The organism is Pseudomonas sp. AK106 (assembly GCF_053903055.1).
The window spans coordinates 978,637-997,025 of record NZ_CP096426.1 but is presented as its reverse complement, the minus strand read 5'-3'; the positions used below and the strand labels follow the sequence as shown (position 1 = coordinate 997,025).

The following is an 18,389-nucleotide window of genomic DNA, read 5'->3' as shown; positions in this document are numbered from 1 at the left end:
TCGATCAGCTTGAGACTTGCAGCCTGCCGCTAGTCGCTGGCCTTTATTTGGCAGACTTGATCGCAGCACCCAGCTTCTTCGCCGCGTCGGCCGGATCGGCTTTCGGGTCGTTGATGAAGTTGGTCACGACGTCAAAGAAGGCACCCTGAACGGCCAGCGTAGTGGCCATGTTGTGCGCCATGCTTGGCTGCAGGCCGCCGGTTTTGGCGTCAGCCAGGAAGTCCTTGGCAGCGGTCTGGGCGCACGAGTCGAAACCGTACTTGCCCATGTCAGCCAGCATGTCGTTGCGAACAGGGATCGAGCCTTTGTTGATGCTGAAGACTTTCTGGAAGTTTTCACCCAACACGACCTTGGCGATGTCCTGCTGACCGGCAGCAGTGCCCGCGTCTTTCTGCTTGAACACAGCCAGGGAGTCGATGTTGTAGGTGAACGCCTTGTCGGTGCCCGGGAACGCTACGCACTCGTAGTCCTTGCCGGCGACTTTCTTGGCGGCGGTCCATTCACTCTTGGCCCAGTCACCCATGATCTGCATGCCGGCCTTGCCGTTGATGACTTTGGCGGCTTCCAGGTTCCAGTCCTGGCCTTTACCGTCGGCATCCATGTAGGTCGCGACTTTCTTCAGCTCAGTCAGCGACTTGACCATTTCAGGGCCCGTCAGCGCAGCGTTGTCGAGATCGACCAGTGCCTTCTTGTAACCATCGGCGCCCATGACAGACAGAACGACGGCTTCAAAAACAGTGCTGTCCTGCCAAGGCTGGCCACCGTGGGCCAGAGGGATGAAGCCTGCCGCTTTGAGCTTGTCGCCCGCTGCGTAGAATTCTTCGAGGGTGGTAGGGGCTTTTTCGATACCGGCTTTCTTGAAGACTTCCGGGTTGATCCACAGCCAGTTGACGCGGTGGATGTTCACCGGCACGGCCACGTAATCACCGTCGTACTTCACGGTATCGGAGACTTTCTTGTCCAGCAGGCTGTCCCATTTCTCCTCTTTGGAGACGGTTTTCAGCACGTCAGTATCAAGCAGGCCAGTGGAGGCCCATTCCTGAATGTCCGGGCCTTTGATCTGGGCAACGCCAGGCGGGTTGCCAGCAACGGCGCGGCTCTTGAGCACGGTCATAGCGGTTGCACCACCGCCGCCTGCGACAGCGCCGTCTTTCCAGGTGAAACCGTCTTTTTCAACTTGCGCGCGGAGCACATCAACAGCAGCTTTTTCGCCACCGGACGTCCACCAGTGCACCACTTCAACCGTGCCTTTGGCATCAGCCGCCATGGCGCTCAGAGGGAACAAGGAGGCGAGGGAAATAAGTGCAGCGAGACGGGAAATCGAATTCATATCTGACCTTTCTTGTTGTTATGCATGTGCAAGTCGTGGCGCTTGCGCTGCGTGGATTCTAACCAAGGGCCCGGAGCGGACGGTAACGAAGGGATGCGCGAATGTCACAAGGCTGTGACATTCAATAAAGGGACTGGATTACTCAACGCCACGCGGCAGATAGAGCGTCACCCGCAGGCCGCCCTCGCGCATGTTCTGCAACGTCACTTCGCCGCCGTGACTATGGGCGATATTGCGGGCGATGCCGAGCCCCAAGCCGTAGCCCTGTTGGTGTTTGCCGGCCAGCCGGAAGTGCGGTTCAAAGACCTGCTCCATTCGCTGCTCCGGCACACCCGGCCCCTCGTCTTCGACATGCAGGATGAACGCGTCAGCGTCGTCTTCAACGGACAGGTGCGCACGGTCGCCGTATTTGATGGCGTTATCGATGAGGTTGCCCATGCAGCGGCGCAGTGCCAGGGGTTTGCCGTAGTACATGGACATCGCCTTGCCCTGCAACGTGACCCGGCCCGCGCCGTCAGGGGCAAGATAGGGCTCAATCAGGCAATCCAGCGCGTGGTTGAGGTCGACCGGCTCGATGTTCTCGTGAATGTCGGTGTCCTTCACGCACTGCAATGCGCCTTTGACCAGCAGCTCCAGTTCGTCCAGATCCCGGGTGAATTTGGCCTGCATCTGCTCGTCTTCGAGCAGCTCGACGCGCAGTCTCAAGCGAGTGATCGGAGTGCGCAGGTCGTGGGAAATTGCACTGAATAATTGGCCGCGCTCGGTCAGGTAACGGCTGATGCGATCGCGCATGGTATTGAACGCGCGGGTCACTTCCACCACTTCACTGCCGCCGCCCTCCACCACCGGTTCGACGTCGGCCCCCAACGACAGATCCCGCGCAGCATGGGCCAGACGCTTGAGCGGGCCGCTCTGCCAGTGCACCAGCAGGCCGATGAAGACCAGCAGAAAGAGACTGGTCAGCGCGATGAACCAGACTTGCTGCGAGGGCAGACCTTCCGACTCGAGCATGGTGTAGGGCTCGGGCAGCAGCGAGGCGATGTACAGCCATTCGCCGGGCGACAGTTCGATCTGCGTGACCAGCACGGGCGGGTTCACCGGTTCGAGGGTCAGCGCGTAATGGGCCCACGAGCGTGGCAGCTCATCGAGCCTCAAGCCGCTGTTGAAAATACGCAGGTCTTCGGGACGCACAAAGCGCACGAGGATGTCCGGGTCGGCGCCGAGGTTCTGCCGCAGCACCTGACCGACCACATCGATCACTGCCGTCTTGCGCGCGGTGGGCTCAAGCACCTGCATTTCCAGAGGGCGATCGTTGAGGGAAACGAAGAAACGCGTGCCGCCCATGCTGCGCAACTGATCGAGCACCAGCGGCCGAAACGCGACAGGCAACGAGCGAAAGTAGCTGACGCTTGCCGCCATGGAGAAACCCAGACTGCGGGCACTGGTGACCAGCCCTTCCATCTGCGTGGCGCGCAGTTGCGAGAGCCAGATCAGGCTGGACAGGGTTTGCGCCAGCAACACGGCGAGCAAGGTCAGCAACAACATGCGCCCAAGCAGCGAGCGCGGCACCGGCAGGCGGCGCTTCTTGTCGGTCACCATCAAGGACTAGTAACCGTTGCCGGCTTGCGGCAGCACATTGGCTGCCAGCAGGTAACCGCTGCCTCGTACGGTGCGGATCAATCGCGGTGCCTTGCCGGTGTCGCGCAGACGCTGACGCAGACGACTCACCGCCATGTCGACGATGCGCTCCAGCGGCATCAGCTCACGGCCACGGGTGGCGTTGCCGATGGTGTCGCGATCAAGGATCTGTTGGGGGTTGTCGAGAAACAGCTTGAGCAGCGCGAAATCGGCGCCCGACAAAATCACCTCTTCGCCGTCGTTGTGGAACAGCCGGTGACTGACCATGTCCAGCCGCCATTCATCGAACACCAGCACTTCACCGCCGCTGCGCTCCTGGCCGAACTGGGCACGACGCAACAGGGCCTTGATCCGGGCCTGAAGTTCACGGGGGCTGAAGGGTTTGGCCATGTAGTCATCGGCGCCGAGTTCCAGACCGATGACGCGGTCGGCTTCGTCGGAGCTGGCGGTGAGCATGATGATGGGAATATGCGGCTGACGCGGATGCTGCCTGACCCAGCGACACAGGCTGAAGCCGTCTTCGTCGGGAAGCATGACGTCAAGGATCAGCAGGTCGCTGGCCTCTGCGTTAAATGCCTGTCGAAACTCGGCCCCATCGCCAACCGTGCGCACCTGAAAACCGGAACGGCTCAGGTAGGCTTGCAGCAACTCGCAAATCTCCTGGTCATCGTCGACCACCAGAATCGATTTACTGACAGCGTTCACATGGTCGTCCTTGTGAGCAATGGTTGGGTATGGCTGCTTCAAGCTTCAAGCTTCAAGCTCAAAGCGGCCAGCGTGACGTGCGCGGTCTTTGCTTGCAGCTTGCAGCTTATAGCTTGCCGCTAGCGCTCGCCGCATATTGATCCAGCGCCACGCCTGCGCCCATCAGGCCGGGATATTCGGCCGTGACCAGCCAGACCGGCACGTCCTTGAAATAATCCTTCATCAAGCCCTTCTCGGCGAACGCCTTGTTGAAGCCGCTCTGCATGAAGAAGTCGACGAACCGCGGGATTACGCCCCCGGCAATATACACGCCGCCGCGTCCGCCGACAGTCAGTACGTTGTTGCCGGCCACGCGACCGAGGAACACGCAGAACTGCTCAAGCACCGCGCTGGCGACCGGATCGCCCTTGAGCGCCGCCGCGGTAATGGCCGCAGGCGACTTGAGTTCAGGCTCGATTTCGTCCAGTCCGCAGCTGACTTGATACAGCAGCAACAGCCCGGCGCCACTCAGAATCGTCTCGGCACTGACGTGCTCATGGGTCGCCATCAACCGCATCCACAGCAGGGCTTCGCGGGGCGTGCCGATCGGCAGATCGACGTGACCGCCCTCGCCCGGCACCGCAGTCCAACGCGCTTCGCCGCTGCGGATCAAGGTGCCGACGCCGAGTCCGGTGCCAGGCCCGATCACCACCCGCGCACCCCGAGGATCGCCCTTGCCATGACGCACGGTCAGGTACTCGTCGTCCTTCAGGCGGGTCATGCCCAGGGCCATGGCAGTGAAGTCGTTGACCAGGATCAGGTGGTCGATCTTCAGCTCGGCGCAGAACGCCTGCCGATTGATCTTCCAATGACTATTGGTGAAGTGGAAATCGTCGCCGGTCACCGGCCCGGCCACGGCCAGGCAAAGGGAGGTGACATCACCGCGCTGCAATTCCAGGTCCTGCAGATAGACCAGCAAGGCCTTTTCAGGACTGGCGTAATCGACCGTCGCGAACACCCGGATCGAATGCAACTGCTCGTCTTCCCAAATGGCAAACCGCGCATTTGTGCCGCCGATATCACCCACCATCGCCAATGTCACTTGAGCGTCTCCAGATTCGAAGTAAAGGCGCTGGCGCCCTTCTCTGCCGAGCTGAAGGCCATGCGCATGAAACCAAACAGTTCGCGCCCGCTGCCCACGTTATGGGACAAGCGACCGACTGCCGGCTCTCTGGCGGCCAATTCTGCCGGTTCGACCAGAACTTGCAACGTTCCTTTCACGCCATCGACACGAATGAGATCCCCATCACGCACCAACGCCAGCGGGCCGCCGTCAGAAGCTTCCGGGCAAACGTGAATCGCAGCGGGGATTTTCCCGGACGCGCCGGACATGCGCCCGTCCGTAATCAGCGCCACTTTGAAGCCACGGTCCTGCAGCACGCCCAGAAACGGCGTCATCTTGTGCAGTTCAGGCATACCGTTGGAACGCGGCCCCTGGAAGCGCATGACCGCGACAAAATCGCACTCCAGTTCGCCGGCCTTGAAGGCGTCGGCGAGGTCCTGCTGGTCTTCGAATACTTTGGCGGGGGCCTCGACGATCTGGTGCTCCAGGGCAACGGCGGAGACTTTCATCACGCCACGGCCCAGGTTGCCTTCCATGACCCGCAGGCCGCCCTCGGCCGAAAACGGACGCGCGATCGGGCGCAGGACGTTTTCGTCCAGGCTTGCGACCGGGCCATCGCGCCACACCAGCTTGCCTTCTTCCAGGAAGGGCTCCTGGATGTAGCGACGCAGGCCACGGCCCATGACCGTGTTGACGTCTTCGTGCATCAGGCCCGCGTCGAGCAGCTCGCGGATCAGGAACGACATGCCGCCGGCGGCCTGGAAGTGGTTGATGTCGGCTTTGCCGTTCGGGTAGACGTGGGACAGGGTCGGCACGACTTCCGACAGATCGGCCATGTCCTGCCAGGTCAGCTGAATGCCCGCGCACTGGGCAATGGCCGGCATGTGCAGCGTGTGGTTGGTAGAACCGCCCGTCGCGTGCAGGGCAACAATCGAGTTGACCAGCGAACGTTCGTCCACAATCTCTCCGAGTGGGATGAAGTCGCCGCTTTGTTTGGTCAGACGCGTGACCTGGAACGCCGCCTCGCGTGTCAGGGCATCGCGTAGCGGTGTGTAAGGATTGACGAAAGAGGCGCCCGGAAGATGCAGCCCCATGACTTCCATAATCAACTGGTTGGTGTTCGCCGTGCCGTAGAACGTGCAGGTACCCGGGCCGTGGTAGGACTTCATCTCCGAGTCCAGCAGCTCTTCGCGGGTCGCCTTGCCTTCGGCGTAGCGCTGACGCACGTCGGCTTTTTCCTTGTTGGAGATGCCCGACACCATCGGCCCGCCCGGCACAAAAATCGTCGGCAGATGACCGAAACGCAGCGAGCCCATCAGCAAGCCCGGAACGATCTTGTCGCAGATGCCCAGCATCAGTGCGCCGTCGAACATGTTGTGGGACAACGCCACCGCCGTTGCCATCGCAATGACTTCTCGGCTGGCGATACTCAGTTCCATGCCCGGCTCGCCCTGGGTGACGCCATCACACATGGCCGGAACGCCACCGGCAAACTGCCCCACCGAGCCGATTTCACGCAGCGCTTTTTTAATTTGTTCGGGGAAGTGTTCGTACGGCTGATGCGCCGAGAGCATGTCGTTGTAGGAGGAGACAATGGCGATGTTGGCCGCATTCATCATGCGCAGGCTGTTCTTGTCTTCGGGACCACATGCCGCAACGCCGTGGGCGAAGTTGGCACATTGCAGCTTGCCGCGCATCGGCCCGTCGCTCGCCGCACCCCGGATCAATTGCAGGTAGCGTTGACGGGTTTCACGGCTGCGAGCAATCAGCCGTTCGGTTACCTCAAGGACGCGGGGATGCATGTCATGGACTCCAGGCTAGCGGATGGGATCACCCGTTCAGGCGCTTTCACCAGGCTGCGATCAAATCCGGGCTCGGTCGGGAGCGGCGGCAAACACTTGATTTTGAGCCAGTTGTGACGGCCAGACGGGTTTCTATTTGTAGATAAAACAAAATACTGCCACTAAAAGGGGTTGTTTTCTATTTTTATGAGAATAATCTTGTAATTCCAACAACAAATTCTTGAGGACGGGTGTATGACTCTCCGCATCGCAATTAATGGCTTTGGCCGAATCGGCCGCAACGTCCTACGCGCACTCTATACCCAAGGCTACCGTCAGGACCTGCAAGTCGTCGCCATCAATGACCTGGGTGACAGCGAGATCAACGCCCATCTGCTGAAATTCGACACCGTACACGGGCCGTTCGACGGCACCGTTGAGCACGATCAGGAAAGCCTGACCGTGAATGGTGACCGAATTGCGGTCAGCGCCATCCGCAACCCGGCCGAGCTGCCGTGGAAATCCCTGAATATCGACGTGGTGTTCGAATGCACCGGTCTGTTCACCGACCGCACCAAGGCCGCCGCGCATATCACCGCCGGCGCCAAAAAAGTCATTATCTCGGCTCCGGCCAAAGGCGCCGATGCGACGATCGTCTACGGCGTCAACCATGACGTGCTGCGCCAGTCCCATCAGGTCATCTCCAACGCCTCCTGCACCACCAACTGCCTGGCGCCGGTCGCCCAGGTCCTGAACCGTGAGCTGGGCATCGAAAGCGGTCTGATGACCACCATCCATGCCTACACCAACGACCAGAACCTGATCGACGTCTACCACACCGACCCGTACCGCGCGCGTTCGGCGACGCAGTCGATGATCCCGAGCAAGACGGGCGCTGCCGAAGCGGTCGGCCTGGTGCTGCCGGAGCTGGCGGGCAAGCTGACCGGCATGGCCGTGCGTGTGCCGGTGATCAACGTATCGCTGGTCGACCTGACCATTCAGCTCAAGCGCGATGCGACGGCCGAAGAGGTCAACGCGATCCTGAAAGAAGCGGCGCAGCATTCGAAAATCCTCGGTTACAACACCCTGCCGCTGGTTTCCCACGACTTCAATCACAACCCGCTGTCGTCCATCTTCGACGCGAACCACACCAAAGTCAGCGGTCGCCTGCTGAAGGTGCTGGCGTGGTACGACAACGAATGGGGCTTCTCCAACCGCATGCTGGATAACTGCCTGGCGTTGATGAACGCCGAGTAAGTAACGGGGATCTCCCTATGTAGGAGCGAGCTTGATCGCGAAGTCGGAATCCAATCCGCTGGAGAGTCAGCGGATTTACCCAGCTCTTCGCGATCAACTCCCTCCCTCAGTAATGACTACCGTCCCCGGACAACGCCCTTACAAACTGTGCAAATCCCTGCCTTGACCTGACCTCTAGATGATAAGCATTATCATCTGCTGAATTCTGGTCGGGTGCCCCCGTGACTCAGTCGCATTTCAACACTGTCTTTCTCGCCCGGCGAACCATGCTGCTGCGAACGCTTCAGCGTATGGTCCGAAGCCACAGCACCGCCGAAGACCTGCTTCAGGAAACCTACCTGCGTGTCACCCGCGCGCTCTCCGAGCGAGCCATCGAGCACCTCGAACCCTTCCTCTTCCAGACCGCGCGTAATCTGGCACTGGATCATCTGCGCGCCAGACGCATTCACGCGCGGACCATCGTCGATGATGCGCCGATCAGCGATATCCATGATGTCGTCGCCCCCGACGCCGCGCTGGAGGATGCCGCCCACGCCAACCGGTTGCTGGAAAGCCTCAGCGCGAGCCTGGAAACCCTGACGCCGCGGCAGCAGAAAATCTTCACCCTCAGCCGGCTCCACGGCGCGAGTTATCTGGAGATCGCCAAACAGCTGGGGGTGTCCACCAGCACCGTGCAAAAAGAACTGAAGCTGATCATGACGGTCTGCCTGAGTGTGGCCGCGCGTCTGGATCACTGAGCTTCGCCCGTCAGAATCGTCAGCTGGTGCTACAGAGTGACGCTACACTGCCGCCCAAACCGTGGACCCGAGGACGCTGCTTGACGGACGCCCAATCACCCCGCCGCGCTCAAGCCGATGCGGCACGCGCCGAGACGATGGATCAAGCCCTGACCTGGCTGATCGAACTGGACATTGCCGATGCCGAAACGCATGGGCGCTTTCTGGAATGGCTCGACGCCGATCCTTCCCACCACGAAATATTCGCCAGCGCCGAGGCCGTGTGGCACTCGCAACCGGTGTTCGATGCCGCAGCACTGCTGGCCGCGCGGAAAAAAACATAGCGCCGGGTGATGTGCTGGCAAAGCAGCATGCAGTTGCTCAATACCTGATGCTCTGGCACTCACCCTAATTATTTTTACGCGATAGCCGCTGCCCGTACGTCTAGTCATAGCCAATGCAACTGATTCCTATTTGAATCATCTCGCAACAACTATGACGACCCGCACGACAGGGAGCGCTATCCATGCTGTCCAGTTTCAACCCCGCACCGCCCGCCTCGCCCAGAGCCACACACGACGTCGGTCTTTCGCTGCTGACCATCGCCATTTTCGCCGCAAGCCTGCACAGCCCCACCATCGCTGCCGCCGAGCAGGGTCATGCCTTGGAACTGGAGCAGATTACGGTCAGTGCCACGCGTCAGGCGCAGTCGGTGGATTCGGTGCCCGGAACGGTGACGGTGCAGGACCGCACGGCACTGGATCGGCGCAACGTCAACAGCATTCGCGATCTGGTACGCGACGAGCCCGGTGTCTCCGTGGGCGGAGCCGGCCAGCGGGCGGGCACCAGCGGCTATAACATCCGCGGCATCGACGGCGACCGCATCCTGACCCAGGTGGATGGCGTGGAAGTGCCGGACAATTTCTTCCAGGGCCCTTTCGCCAACACCCATCGCAATTATGTTGATCCGGAGATCATCAAGCGCGTCGAAATCCTGCGCGGACCTGCGTCGGCGTTGTATGGGAGCAGCGCCATTGGCGGCGCCGTGAGCTATTACACCCTCAATCCCGAGGACATCATCAAGCCGGGCAAGGATGTCGGCGCCCGCCTGAAGACCGGCTACAGTTCGGCGGACAACAGTTGGCTGAATTCGTCTACGGTTGCCGGCCGCGCGGGGGATGTCGACGGTTTGCTGCACGTCAGTCAGCGCAACGGCCACGAGACCGAGTCCTACGGTGAGCATGGCGGCACAGGGCTTTCACGTACGAAGGCGAACCCGGAAGACGCCCGCGCCACCAATGTGCTCGCCAAGCTGGGCTGGAACTACGGCGACAATGATCGTCTGGCGTTCACTTACGAGAAGTACAAGGACGACACCCATACCAATCAGAAAAGTGTGGTGGGCGGGCCTTTCATACCGGGCGTCGGTGCGTCAGGAATGTACCGAAGCCGCGAGGGCAACGACGTCATCACCCGAGAGCGCTTCGGACTGGAAAACACGTTCGCGCTGGACAGCGTGCTGGCCGACAACGCCAAGTGGAGCTTGAACTACCAGATTGCCAAGACCGATCAGAATACCTTCGAGCGTTACGTGCCCGGCAGTCGTGACGTCTGGCGCAGCCGCGACACCCATTACAAGGAACGCCAATGGATCCTCGACACACAGCTGGATAAGGCGTTCGACATCGGCGACACCCAGCACCTGCTGACCTACGGCACGACCCTCAAGCAACAGAAGATAACAGGGCTTCGGACAGGATCAGCCACCTGTGCGTCGGTCGTCGGAACCTGCCGCACCCTCGGTGCAGTCAGTGCCAGCGCGAACGACATCGTGGCACCCACCAACGACTTCCCGAACCCGACGATCACCACCTACGCGCTGTTCGCCCAGGATCAGATCAAATGGGGCGACTGGACCTTCATGCCCGGCGTCCGCTACGACTACACCACGCTCGAACCAGACGCCACAGATTCATTCCTCAAAAGCGTCAACCTGAAAAGCAAGAGCGAGTTCGACGACAGCACGAAAAAATGGCATCGCCTGTTACCCAAGCTGGGGCTGACGTATGCGTTCAACGACGCCTACACCTGGTACGGCCAGTACGCCGAGGGTTTCCGCACACCAAGCGCCAAGGCGTTGTATGGCCGGTTCGAGAACACCCGGGGCAATTACGTCGTGGAGCCCAATCCCGACTTGAAACCGGAGACGAGCAAGAGCTACGAAACCGGGCTGCGAGGTCACTTCGACGAAGGCACGTTTGATGTTGCTGCGTTCTACAACACATACCGCGACTTCATTAATGAGGACGCGGTGATTCCAGCCAACTCCACCACCACGACCTTCCAGTCCAACAACATCAAGCATGCCACGATCAAGGGCGTCGAGCTCAAGGGTCGTCTGAACCTGGACAGCTTCGGCGCACCCGAAGGCCTCTACACCCGAGGCTCGCTGGCCTATCTATACGGCCGCAACAATGACAACGGCCAACCCATCAACAGCATCAACCCGCTGACCGGCGTATTCGGGCTGGGTTATGACCAGAACACCTACGGCGGCTTGCTGAACTGGACCCTGGTCAAGCGCAAAACGCGGGTCGACACCCGCAGCTACTACGCGCCGGATGGCGCCACCCGCTTCAAGACGCCGGGCTTCGGTCTCGTTGATCTGACGGGTTATTACAAAGTCACCAATGACGTCACGGTCAGCGGCGGCCTGTACAACGTCGCGGACAAAAAATACTGGCTGTGGGACGACGTGCGCGGCTACGACAACGTCGGCGACGCAGGCGCCACCGCCCCCGCCAACCTCGACCGCCTGACTCAGCCAGGACGCAATTTCGCCGTCAACGTGGTGTGGGACATCTGAACGATTCCCGTTGCAGGAGCGTGATTTTTTACGCGCCTGCGACGTTCGTTCGTTTTGTTATCAAGCGCCTCATTTAACAAGGAAGACCCCATGACCGATAACTCGATTCGTCGTTCGCAACGACTGAACCAGATCACCCATGCCCCCCATGAACAACTGGACAAGGCGGTGAAAGCCAACGCGCCGTTCGAAACACTGGCCAGTTACAGCCGATTCCTCAGCGCGCAGTACCTTTTTCAGGAAGAGCTGAAAACGCTGTACACGCACCCACAGTTGATCGCGCTGATTGCCGACCTGCCCGATCGATGCCGCGCCGAACAGGCCAAGGCTGATTTGCTTGATCTTCAGGCTTGCATCCCCGGCCCTGTCGCCGGCGCCGTCGAGGAGCCCAGCCTTGCCGAGGCACTGGGCTGGCTGTTCGTCTCGGAGGGTTCGAAGCTGGGTGCTGCGTTTCTGATCAAACACGCCGTGGCCCTGGACCTCAGCGAGACCTTCGGCGCCCGCCATCTGGGAGAACCGTCGGGCGGTCGCGCCGAAGGCTGGAAGCGCTTTATCCGGGTCATTGACGATCTGCCGTTCAACGCTGAGCAGGAGCGCGCGATAGACCGCGGAGCAGTGGCGGCCTTCGAGCGTTTCAATGTGCTGCTGCAACACGCGTACGCTTCAGCGTCTGAAGCGGAACCCGCCTGACGCCGGGCCTTTTGCGCCCGGCACTGATAAGCTGAGCGCCTTTGCGGGACCTGAAAATCCCGCAACACCTGCTCACTCTGCATTACCGAGACCATGACCAGTACACCACCCGGCAGCAAACTGTCCCGCATCCTGTTTGGCATTCTCGCCTACGTGAGCCTGACGATCGGCATCATCGCGATTTTCATTCCGGGCCTGCCCACCACCGAATTCATTTTGCTGGCGGCATGGGCGGCGACGCGTAGCTCGCCGCGCCTGAGCGCGTGGCTCGAGAATCATCGGGTGTTCGGACCGATGCTGAGCAACTGGCGAAACGGCAAGATGATCGCGCGCAGGGCCAAGATCAGCGCCACGGTCACCATGCTGATTTGCGCGGTGATGATGCTGGTAGTACTGAAACATAATTGGTGGATCTATTTCGCGGTGGCCGGCATGGTGCTGGTCAATCTGTGGATCTGGTCACGGCCTGAGCCTTCGCGGGTTCAGCCGGAAAAGTGAGGTGTAGGACCGGCTTCAGCCGGGAAGAGGCCGGTTTGAACACCCTCTATTCTGAGGTGTGACGTCTGACGCCTCCCCGGCTAAAGCCAGTTCCACACACAGCGCGCAGCACATGAGCCTGAACCCGAGGCGGCCCCATGGGTCTGTCCCTCTAGGTCCAATCACTTTCTCAGGAGCCACCGCCATGTTCGAGCCAGGTCATCTGCACATCGTCCACCCCGCTCTGCAACCACACGACGTCGGCTACGACCTTCATATCCGCTACGAGGTCAGCCAGACTGATTCGGGGCCGGGCATGCAATTCAGGCTGGAAGGTGACATCAGTGGCCAGAGTGTCAACGAAACCTTTGAGCTGCCGAAGGACAAGGCGTACAACTTCGCCAGCGAAGCTTCCCGCAGACTTGAGAAGCATGGGCTGCCGAGAACCACCGACCTGCACGCGATGCACGGCGAGTACGACCAGATGTTCGAAGACATCCGTCACATGCTCGACATGAAATCCGGCGACTCGGTTAAGCCAGAGCATCTGGAATAGCCCGCTCGCTTCCACGGTCTCGGGATGGGCAATGAGATTACTGGCATAATCGCCCCCCTCATTCCCGCGAACCCTTCCTTTCCCCATGCGCATTCACGTCACGTTCATTGACCGCGTCGGCATCACCCAGGAAGTGCTGGCCATCCTCGGCGCGCGCAACCTGAACCTCGATGCCGTGGAAATGGTACCGCCCAACGTCTATATCGATGCACCGACGCTGAGCCATGACGTGCTTGAAGAACTCAAGGACCGGCTGTTTCGCGTGCGCGGTGTCGAAGCGATCACGGTGGTCGACATCCTCCCCGGCCAGCGCCGTCATCTGCAACTTGACGCCTTGCTGGCAGCGATGACCGACCCGGTGCTTGCCCTCGACAGCGCCGGCCATGTGCTGCTGGCAAACCCCGCACTGGTTGCGTTGTATGGCCGGGAGCCGGCGGGCGAATCGATTGGCGAGCTGTTTTCCGATGCGGGTCTGCAATCGGCGCTGCTGGAAAACGGCTTTCGTCTGCCGCTGCGGGAAGTCACGCTCAACGGCGAAGCGCTGCTGCTGGACGCTACCCCCATCACCGACGCGGGCGCGCTGCTGACCCTGTACCTGCCCAGCCGGATTGGCGAACGCCTGTCGGCACTGCACCACGATCACGCTGAAGGTTTCGACGCGCTGCTGGGGGATTCCGCGCCGATCCGCACCCTCAAGGCGAGGGCGCAACGGGTCGCTGCACTGGATGCGCCGCTGCTGATTCAGGGTGAAACCGGGACGGGCAAGGAGCTGGTGGCGCGGGCCTGTCATGCAGTGAGCGCGCGCAACGGGGCGCCTTTTCTTGCGCTGAACTGCGCGGCGTTGCCGGAGAACCTCGCTGAGAGTGAACTGTTCGGCTATGCCCCCGGCGCCTTTACCGGTGCCCAGCGCGGCGGCAAACCCGGCCTGATGGAGCTCGCCAACAAAGGCACGGTGTTCCTCGATGAGATTGGCGAAATGTCGCCGTACCTGCAGGCCAAATTGCTGCGCTTCCTCAATGACGGCAGCTTTCGGCGGGTCGGCGGCGACAAGGAAGTGCAGGTCAACGTGCGTATCCTCAGCGCAACCCACCGTGACTTGGAGAAAATGGTCGCCGAGGGCACCTTCCGCGAAGACCTGTTCTATCGCCTGAATGTGCTCAATCTGGACGTACCGCCGTTGCGTGAACGGGGTCAGGACATCCTGATGCTGGCACGCTATTTCATGGAGCAGGCCTGCACGCAGATTCAGCGACCGGTCTGCCGACTTGCGCCAACCACGTACCCAGCCCTGCTTGGCAATCGCTGGCCGGGCAACGTTCGTCAGTTGCAGAACGTGATCTTCCGCGCTGCCGCCATCTGTGACAGCTCGCTGGTCGACATCGGCGACCTGGACATCGCCGGTACGTCGGTGGCGAGGGGCCGTGATGGCGAAGTCGAAAGCCTCGAAGGGGCGGTCGAGGATTTCGAAAAGTCGCTGCTGGAAAAGCTCTACAGCCAGTATCCCTCGACGCGCCAATTGGCCGCGCGGCTGCAGACGTCACACACCGCAATCGCCCATCGGCTGCGCAAGTACGGGATCCCGGGCAAAAGCTAAAGAGCCCAAAGATGTTGGGAGTGAGCTTGCTCACGAAAGCGATATGTCAGCCGCTGGAGATTTAGCGCGTGAACGGGCCTCTTCGCGAGCAAGCTCGCTCCCACAAATCCGCGTACGTCCATAACATCCAAGGCATCACTACCGTAACGATACCGCAACACTGTATTGATAACATTCCACAGCGCAGACTCAGCGTCCTATAACGCCGCTGCGGCGGAATCCCGCTCTTGCCTCAAAGCTCCGTATCGATTTCGTTCCAGCAAGTGTCGAATTCCAAGCCACTTGAACCGCCACCGCCCAACGTTTACGCGCCCTTCTCGACCTTGGCCGCAAACTTGCTATGCACTCCTCCCATCACGCCCGGGCATAACGGGCGATTTACCATCTGGGGAGATTCCATGAGCGAGTTGCGTTTTACCGAAGACCACGAGTGGCTGCGCGCCGAAACTGACGGCAGCGTCACGGTCGGTATCACCGCCTTTGCGCAGGACGCACTGGGTGACGTGGTTTTCGTGCAACTGCCGGAGCTGCAGTCCTACGACAAGGGCGCGGAAGCGGCCACCGTCGAATCGGTCAAAGCCGCCAGCGGCGTGTACATGCCCCTCGATGGCGAACTCGTCGAAACCAATCCCGCGCTGGACGCCAACCCTGAACTGGTCAACGAAGACCCGCTCGGCCAAGGCTGGTTCTTTCGCTTTATTCCTTCCAATCCCGATGCTGTCGGCCAACTGCTGACCCAAGACGCCTATGATCGTCTGATCAAAGCCAACGCCGAAGCCTGAGGAGCGCGCAATGACTGACCGTATTGAATTGAGCACCGCCAACGAGTTCATCGCCCGCCACATCGGCCCGCGTGCCGCTGATGAAAAAGCCATGCTCACCACCCTGGGCTATGACTCCCTCGACGCGCTGACCGCCAGCGTCATCCCTGAATCCATCAAGGGCACCAGCGTTCTCGGCTTGTCCGCCGGGCAAAGCGAAGCCGACGCGCTCGCCGACATCAAAGCCATCGCCGGCAAGAACCAGCTGTTCAAAACCTACATCGGCCAGGGTTACTACAACACCCATACCCCGGCGCCGATCCTGCGCAACCTGCTGGAAAACCCGGCCTGGTACACGGCTTACACACCGTATCAGCCAGAAATTTCCCAAGGCCGTCTGGAGTCACTGCTGAACTTCCAGACTCTTATCAGCGACCTGACCGGCCTGCCGATCGCCAACGCCTCGCTGCTCGACGAAGCCACTGCCGCTGCCGAAGCCATGACCTTCTGCAAACGCCTGAGCAAGAACAAGAGCAGCAACAAGTTTTTCGCCTCCGCCCATTGCCACCCGCAAACCCTCGACGTGCTGCAAACCCGCGCCGAGCCGCTGGGCATTGAAGTGGTCGTTGCGGACGAAGCTCAACTGACCGACGTCAGCGAGTTCTTCGGCGCGCTGCTGCAATACCCTGCCAGCAACGGCGACGTCTTCGACTACCGCGAACTGGTCGAGCGCTTCCACACCGCCAACGGCCTGGTCGCCGTGGCCGCCGACCTGCTGGCCCTGACCCTGCTCACCCCACCGGGCGAGTTTGGCGCTGACGTGGCCATCGGTAGCGCGCAACGCTTCGGCGTGCCGCTGGGTTTCGGGGGTCCGCACGCGGCCTACTTCTCCACCCGAGACGCCTACAAGCGCGACATGCCCGGCCGACTGGTGGGTGTGTCCATCGACCGCTTCGGCAAGACCGCCCTGCGTCTGGCCATGCAAACCCGCGAGCAACACATCCGTCGCGAGAAGGCCACCAGCAACATCTGCACCGCGCAGGTGCTGCTCGCCAACATCGCCAGCATGTACGCCGTCTACCACGGCCCGCGCGGCCTGACCCGCATCGCCAACCGTGTGCATCACCTGACCGCGATTTTTGCCGAGGGCTTGAATCAGCTGGGCTTGAAGGCCGAGCAGTCGTTTTTCTTCGACAGTATCACCCTGAACACCGGCGCCAAAACGGCCGACCTGCACGCCAAGGCCCGCGCACACGAAATCAACCTGCGTGAAGTAGACGCCGAGCGTTTGGGCGTTTCGCTGGACGAAACCACCCAGCAAGCCGACGTCGAAGTGCTGTGGTCTCTCTTCGCTGCCGAAGGCCAGGCCCTGCCTGACTTCGCCGCGCTGGCGGACAGCGTGGAAGCGCGCCTGCCTGCCGAGCTGAAGCGCCAGTCGGCGATCCTCAGCCATCCGGTGTTCAACCGCTACCACTCTGAAACCGAGCTGATGCGCTACCTGCGTCGCCTGGCGGACAAGGACCTGGCGCTGGACCGCACGATGATCCCGCTGGGCTCGTGCACCATGAAGCTCAACGCCGCCAGCGAAATGATCCCGGTGACATGGGCCGAGTTCGGCAACCTGCACCCGTTCGCCCCGACCGAGCAAAGCGCCGGATACCAGCAACTGACCGACGAACTGGAAGCGATGCTCTGCGCCGCCACCGGTTATGACGCGATCTCCCTGCAGCCGAACGCTGGCTCCCAGGGCGAGTACGCGGGTCTGCTGGCGATCCGCGCTTACCACCAGAGCCGTGGCGATGAGCGTCGCGACATCTGCCTGATTCCATCATCGGCCCACGGCACCAACCCGGCGACCGCCAACATGGCCGGGATGCGCGTAGTCGTCACCGCCTGCGACGCCCGCGGCAACGTCGACATCGAAGACCTGCGCGCCAAGGCCATCGAGCACCGCGAGCACCTCGCCGCCCTGATGATCACCTACCCGTCGACCCACGGCGTGTTCGAAGAAGGCATCCGCGAAATCTGCGGCATCGTGCATGACAACGGCGGCCAGGTGTACATCGACGGCGCGAACATGAACGCCATGGTCGGCCTGTGTGCACCGGGCAAGTTTGGCGGTGACGTGTCCCACCTCAATCTGCACAAAACCTTCTGCATCCCCCACGGCGGCGGCGGCCCGGGCGTTGGCCCGATCGGCGTGAAATCCCACCTGGCGGCGTTCATGCCGGGTCACGCCCGAATGGACCGCAAGCAAGGCGCGGTCTGCGCGGCGCCGTTCGGCAGCGCGAGCATCTTGCCGATCACCTGGATGTACATCCGCATGATGGGCGGTGAAGGCCTCAAGCGCGCCTCGCAACTGGCGATCCTGAATGCCAACTACATTTCCCGTCGCCTGGAAGAGCACTACCCCGTGCTGTACACCGGCAGCAACGGCCTGGTCGCCCATGAATGCATTCTCGACCTGCGCCCGCTGAAGGAAACCAGCGGCATCAGCGTGGATGACGTCGCCAAGCGCCTGATCGACTTCGGCTTCCACGCGCCGACCATGTCTTTCCCGGTCGCAGGCACGTTGATGATCGAGCCGACCGAAAGCGAATCGAAAGAGGAGCTGGACCGCTTCTGCGACGCGATGATCAAGATCCGCGAAGAAATCCGCGCGGTCGAAAGCGGCGCGCTGGACAAGGACGACAACCCGCTGAAAAACGCGCCGCACACCGCCGCTGAACTGGTGGGCGAATGGAGCCATCCGTACAGCCGCGAGCAGGCCGTGTATCCGGTGGCGTCGTTGATCGAAGGCAAATACTGGCCACCGGTGGGCCGTGTCGACAACGTGTTCGGCGACCGCAACCTGGTCTGCTCCTGCCCGTCGATCGAAGACTACGCTTAACCAAGCCACGAGCTTCAAGCCGCAAG

15 protein-coding genes are annotated in these 18,389 nt (G+C 61.2%); 10 read left to right on the top strand and 5 right to left on the bottom strand.

Annotation, left to right across the window (positions count from 1 at the left end; all coding sequences use genetic code 11):
- Window positions 1-43: 43 nt before the first annotated feature.
- The 5 genes from M1E04_RS04495 to edd all read right to left on the bottom strand — a co-directional run bounded on the left by M1E04_RS04495 (window position 44) and on the right by edd (window position 6,577).
- Entirely contained in the window at window positions 44-1,330 is a 1,287-nt protein-coding gene (locus tag M1E04_RS04495) for an ABC transporter substrate-binding protein (protein WP_065992042.1), read from the bottom strand.
- A gap of 138 nt (window positions 1,331-1,468) precedes the next feature.
- Window positions 1,469-2,929 (bottom strand): ATP-binding protein, encoded by a 1,461-nt coding sequence (locus tag M1E04_RS04490; RefSeq protein ID WP_065993160.1) that lies wholly within the window; start codon window positions 2,927-2,929, stop codon window positions 1,469-1,471.
- Window positions 2,930-2,935: 6 nt separating this feature from the next.
- The gene (locus M1E04_RS04485) at window positions 2,936-3,673 is read right to left on the bottom strand and encodes a response regulator (protein ID WP_065992040.1); all 738 of its coding nucleotides are present in this window, start codon (window positions 3,671-3,673) and stop codon (window positions 2,936-2,938) included.
- Window positions 3,674-3,779: 106 nt separating this feature from the next.
- On the bottom strand, window positions 3,780-4,754 hold the full coding sequence (locus M1E04_RS04480; RefSeq protein WP_065992039.1) for a glucokinase: 975 nt from the start codon (window positions 4,752-4,754) through the stop codon (window positions 3,780-3,782).
- A complete protein-coding gene (gene edd / locus M1E04_RS04475) occupies window positions 4,751-6,577 on the bottom strand; it encodes a phosphogluconate dehydratase (protein ID WP_296310599.1) in 1,827 nt (608 codons plus the stop codon). Before edd ends, M1E04_RS04480 begins: the two co-directional genes overlap by 4 nt.
- Window positions 6,578-6,811: 234 nt before the next feature.
- Between edd and gap the strand changes: the two genes are divergently transcribed.
- From gap to gcvP, 10 genes are all read left to right on the top strand, one after another.
- Complete coding sequence (gap, locus tag M1E04_RS04470; RefSeq protein WP_456292469.1) at window positions 6,812-7,813, top strand: type I glyceraldehyde-3-phosphate dehydrogenase; 1,002 nt, start codon at window positions 6,812-6,814, stop codon at window positions 7,811-7,813.
- A gap of 221 nt (window positions 7,814-8,034) precedes the next feature.
- Window positions 8,035-8,550, top strand: a complete 516-nt coding sequence (locus M1E04_RS04465; RefSeq protein ID WP_065992034.1) for an RNA polymerase sigma factor — start codon at window positions 8,035-8,037, stop codon at window positions 8,548-8,550.
- An 80-nt stretch (window positions 8,551-8,630) separates the two neighbouring features.
- Entirely contained in the window at window positions 8,631-8,873 is a 243-nt protein-coding gene (locus M1E04_RS04460) for a FecR/PupR family sigma factor regulator (protein WP_456292468.1), read from the top strand.
- A gap of 182 nt (window positions 8,874-9,055) precedes the next feature.
- Window positions 9,056-11,395: a TonB-dependent hemoglobin/transferrin/lactoferrin family receptor gene (locus tag M1E04_RS04455; RefSeq protein WP_456292467.1), complete on the top strand. Its 2,340-nt coding sequence runs from the start codon at window positions 9,056-9,058 to the stop codon at window positions 11,393-11,395.
- A 90-nt stretch (window positions 11,396-11,485) separates the two neighbouring features.
- A complete protein-coding gene (locus tag M1E04_RS04450) occupies window positions 11,486-12,085 on the top strand; it encodes a biliverdin-producing heme oxygenase (RefSeq protein WP_456292466.1) in 600 nt (199 codons plus the stop codon).
- A 93-nt stretch (window positions 12,086-12,178) separates the two neighbouring features.
- A complete protein-coding gene (locus M1E04_RS04445) occupies window positions 12,179-12,583 on the top strand; it encodes a YbaN family protein (RefSeq protein ID WP_296310607.1) in 405 nt (134 codons plus the stop codon).
- A 184-nt stretch (window positions 12,584-12,767) separates the two neighbouring features.
- On the top strand, window positions 12,768-13,118 hold the full coding sequence (locus M1E04_RS04440) for a DUF5064 family protein (RefSeq protein ID WP_456292465.1): 351 nt from the start codon (window positions 12,768-12,770) through the stop codon (window positions 13,116-13,118).
- 85 nt (window positions 13,119-13,203) lie between these two features.
- A complete protein-coding gene (locus M1E04_RS04435) occupies window positions 13,204-14,712 on the top strand; it encodes a sigma-54-dependent transcriptional regulator (protein WP_192132687.1) in 1,509 nt (502 codons plus the stop codon).
- 398 nt (window positions 14,713-15,110) lie between these two features.
- Window positions 15,111-15,494, top strand: coding sequence for a glycine cleavage system protein GcvH (gene gcvH / locus M1E04_RS04430; protein ID WP_456292464.1), 384 nt, complete (start codon window positions 15,111-15,113; stop codon window positions 15,492-15,494).
- Between the two features lie 10 nt (window positions 15,495-15,504).
- Window positions 15,505-18,363, top strand: a complete 2,859-nt coding sequence (gene gcvP / locus M1E04_RS04425; protein ID WP_456292463.1) for an aminomethyl-transferring glycine dehydrogenase — start codon at window positions 15,505-15,507, stop codon at window positions 18,361-18,363.
- Window positions 18,364-18,389 lie beyond the last annotated feature (26 nt).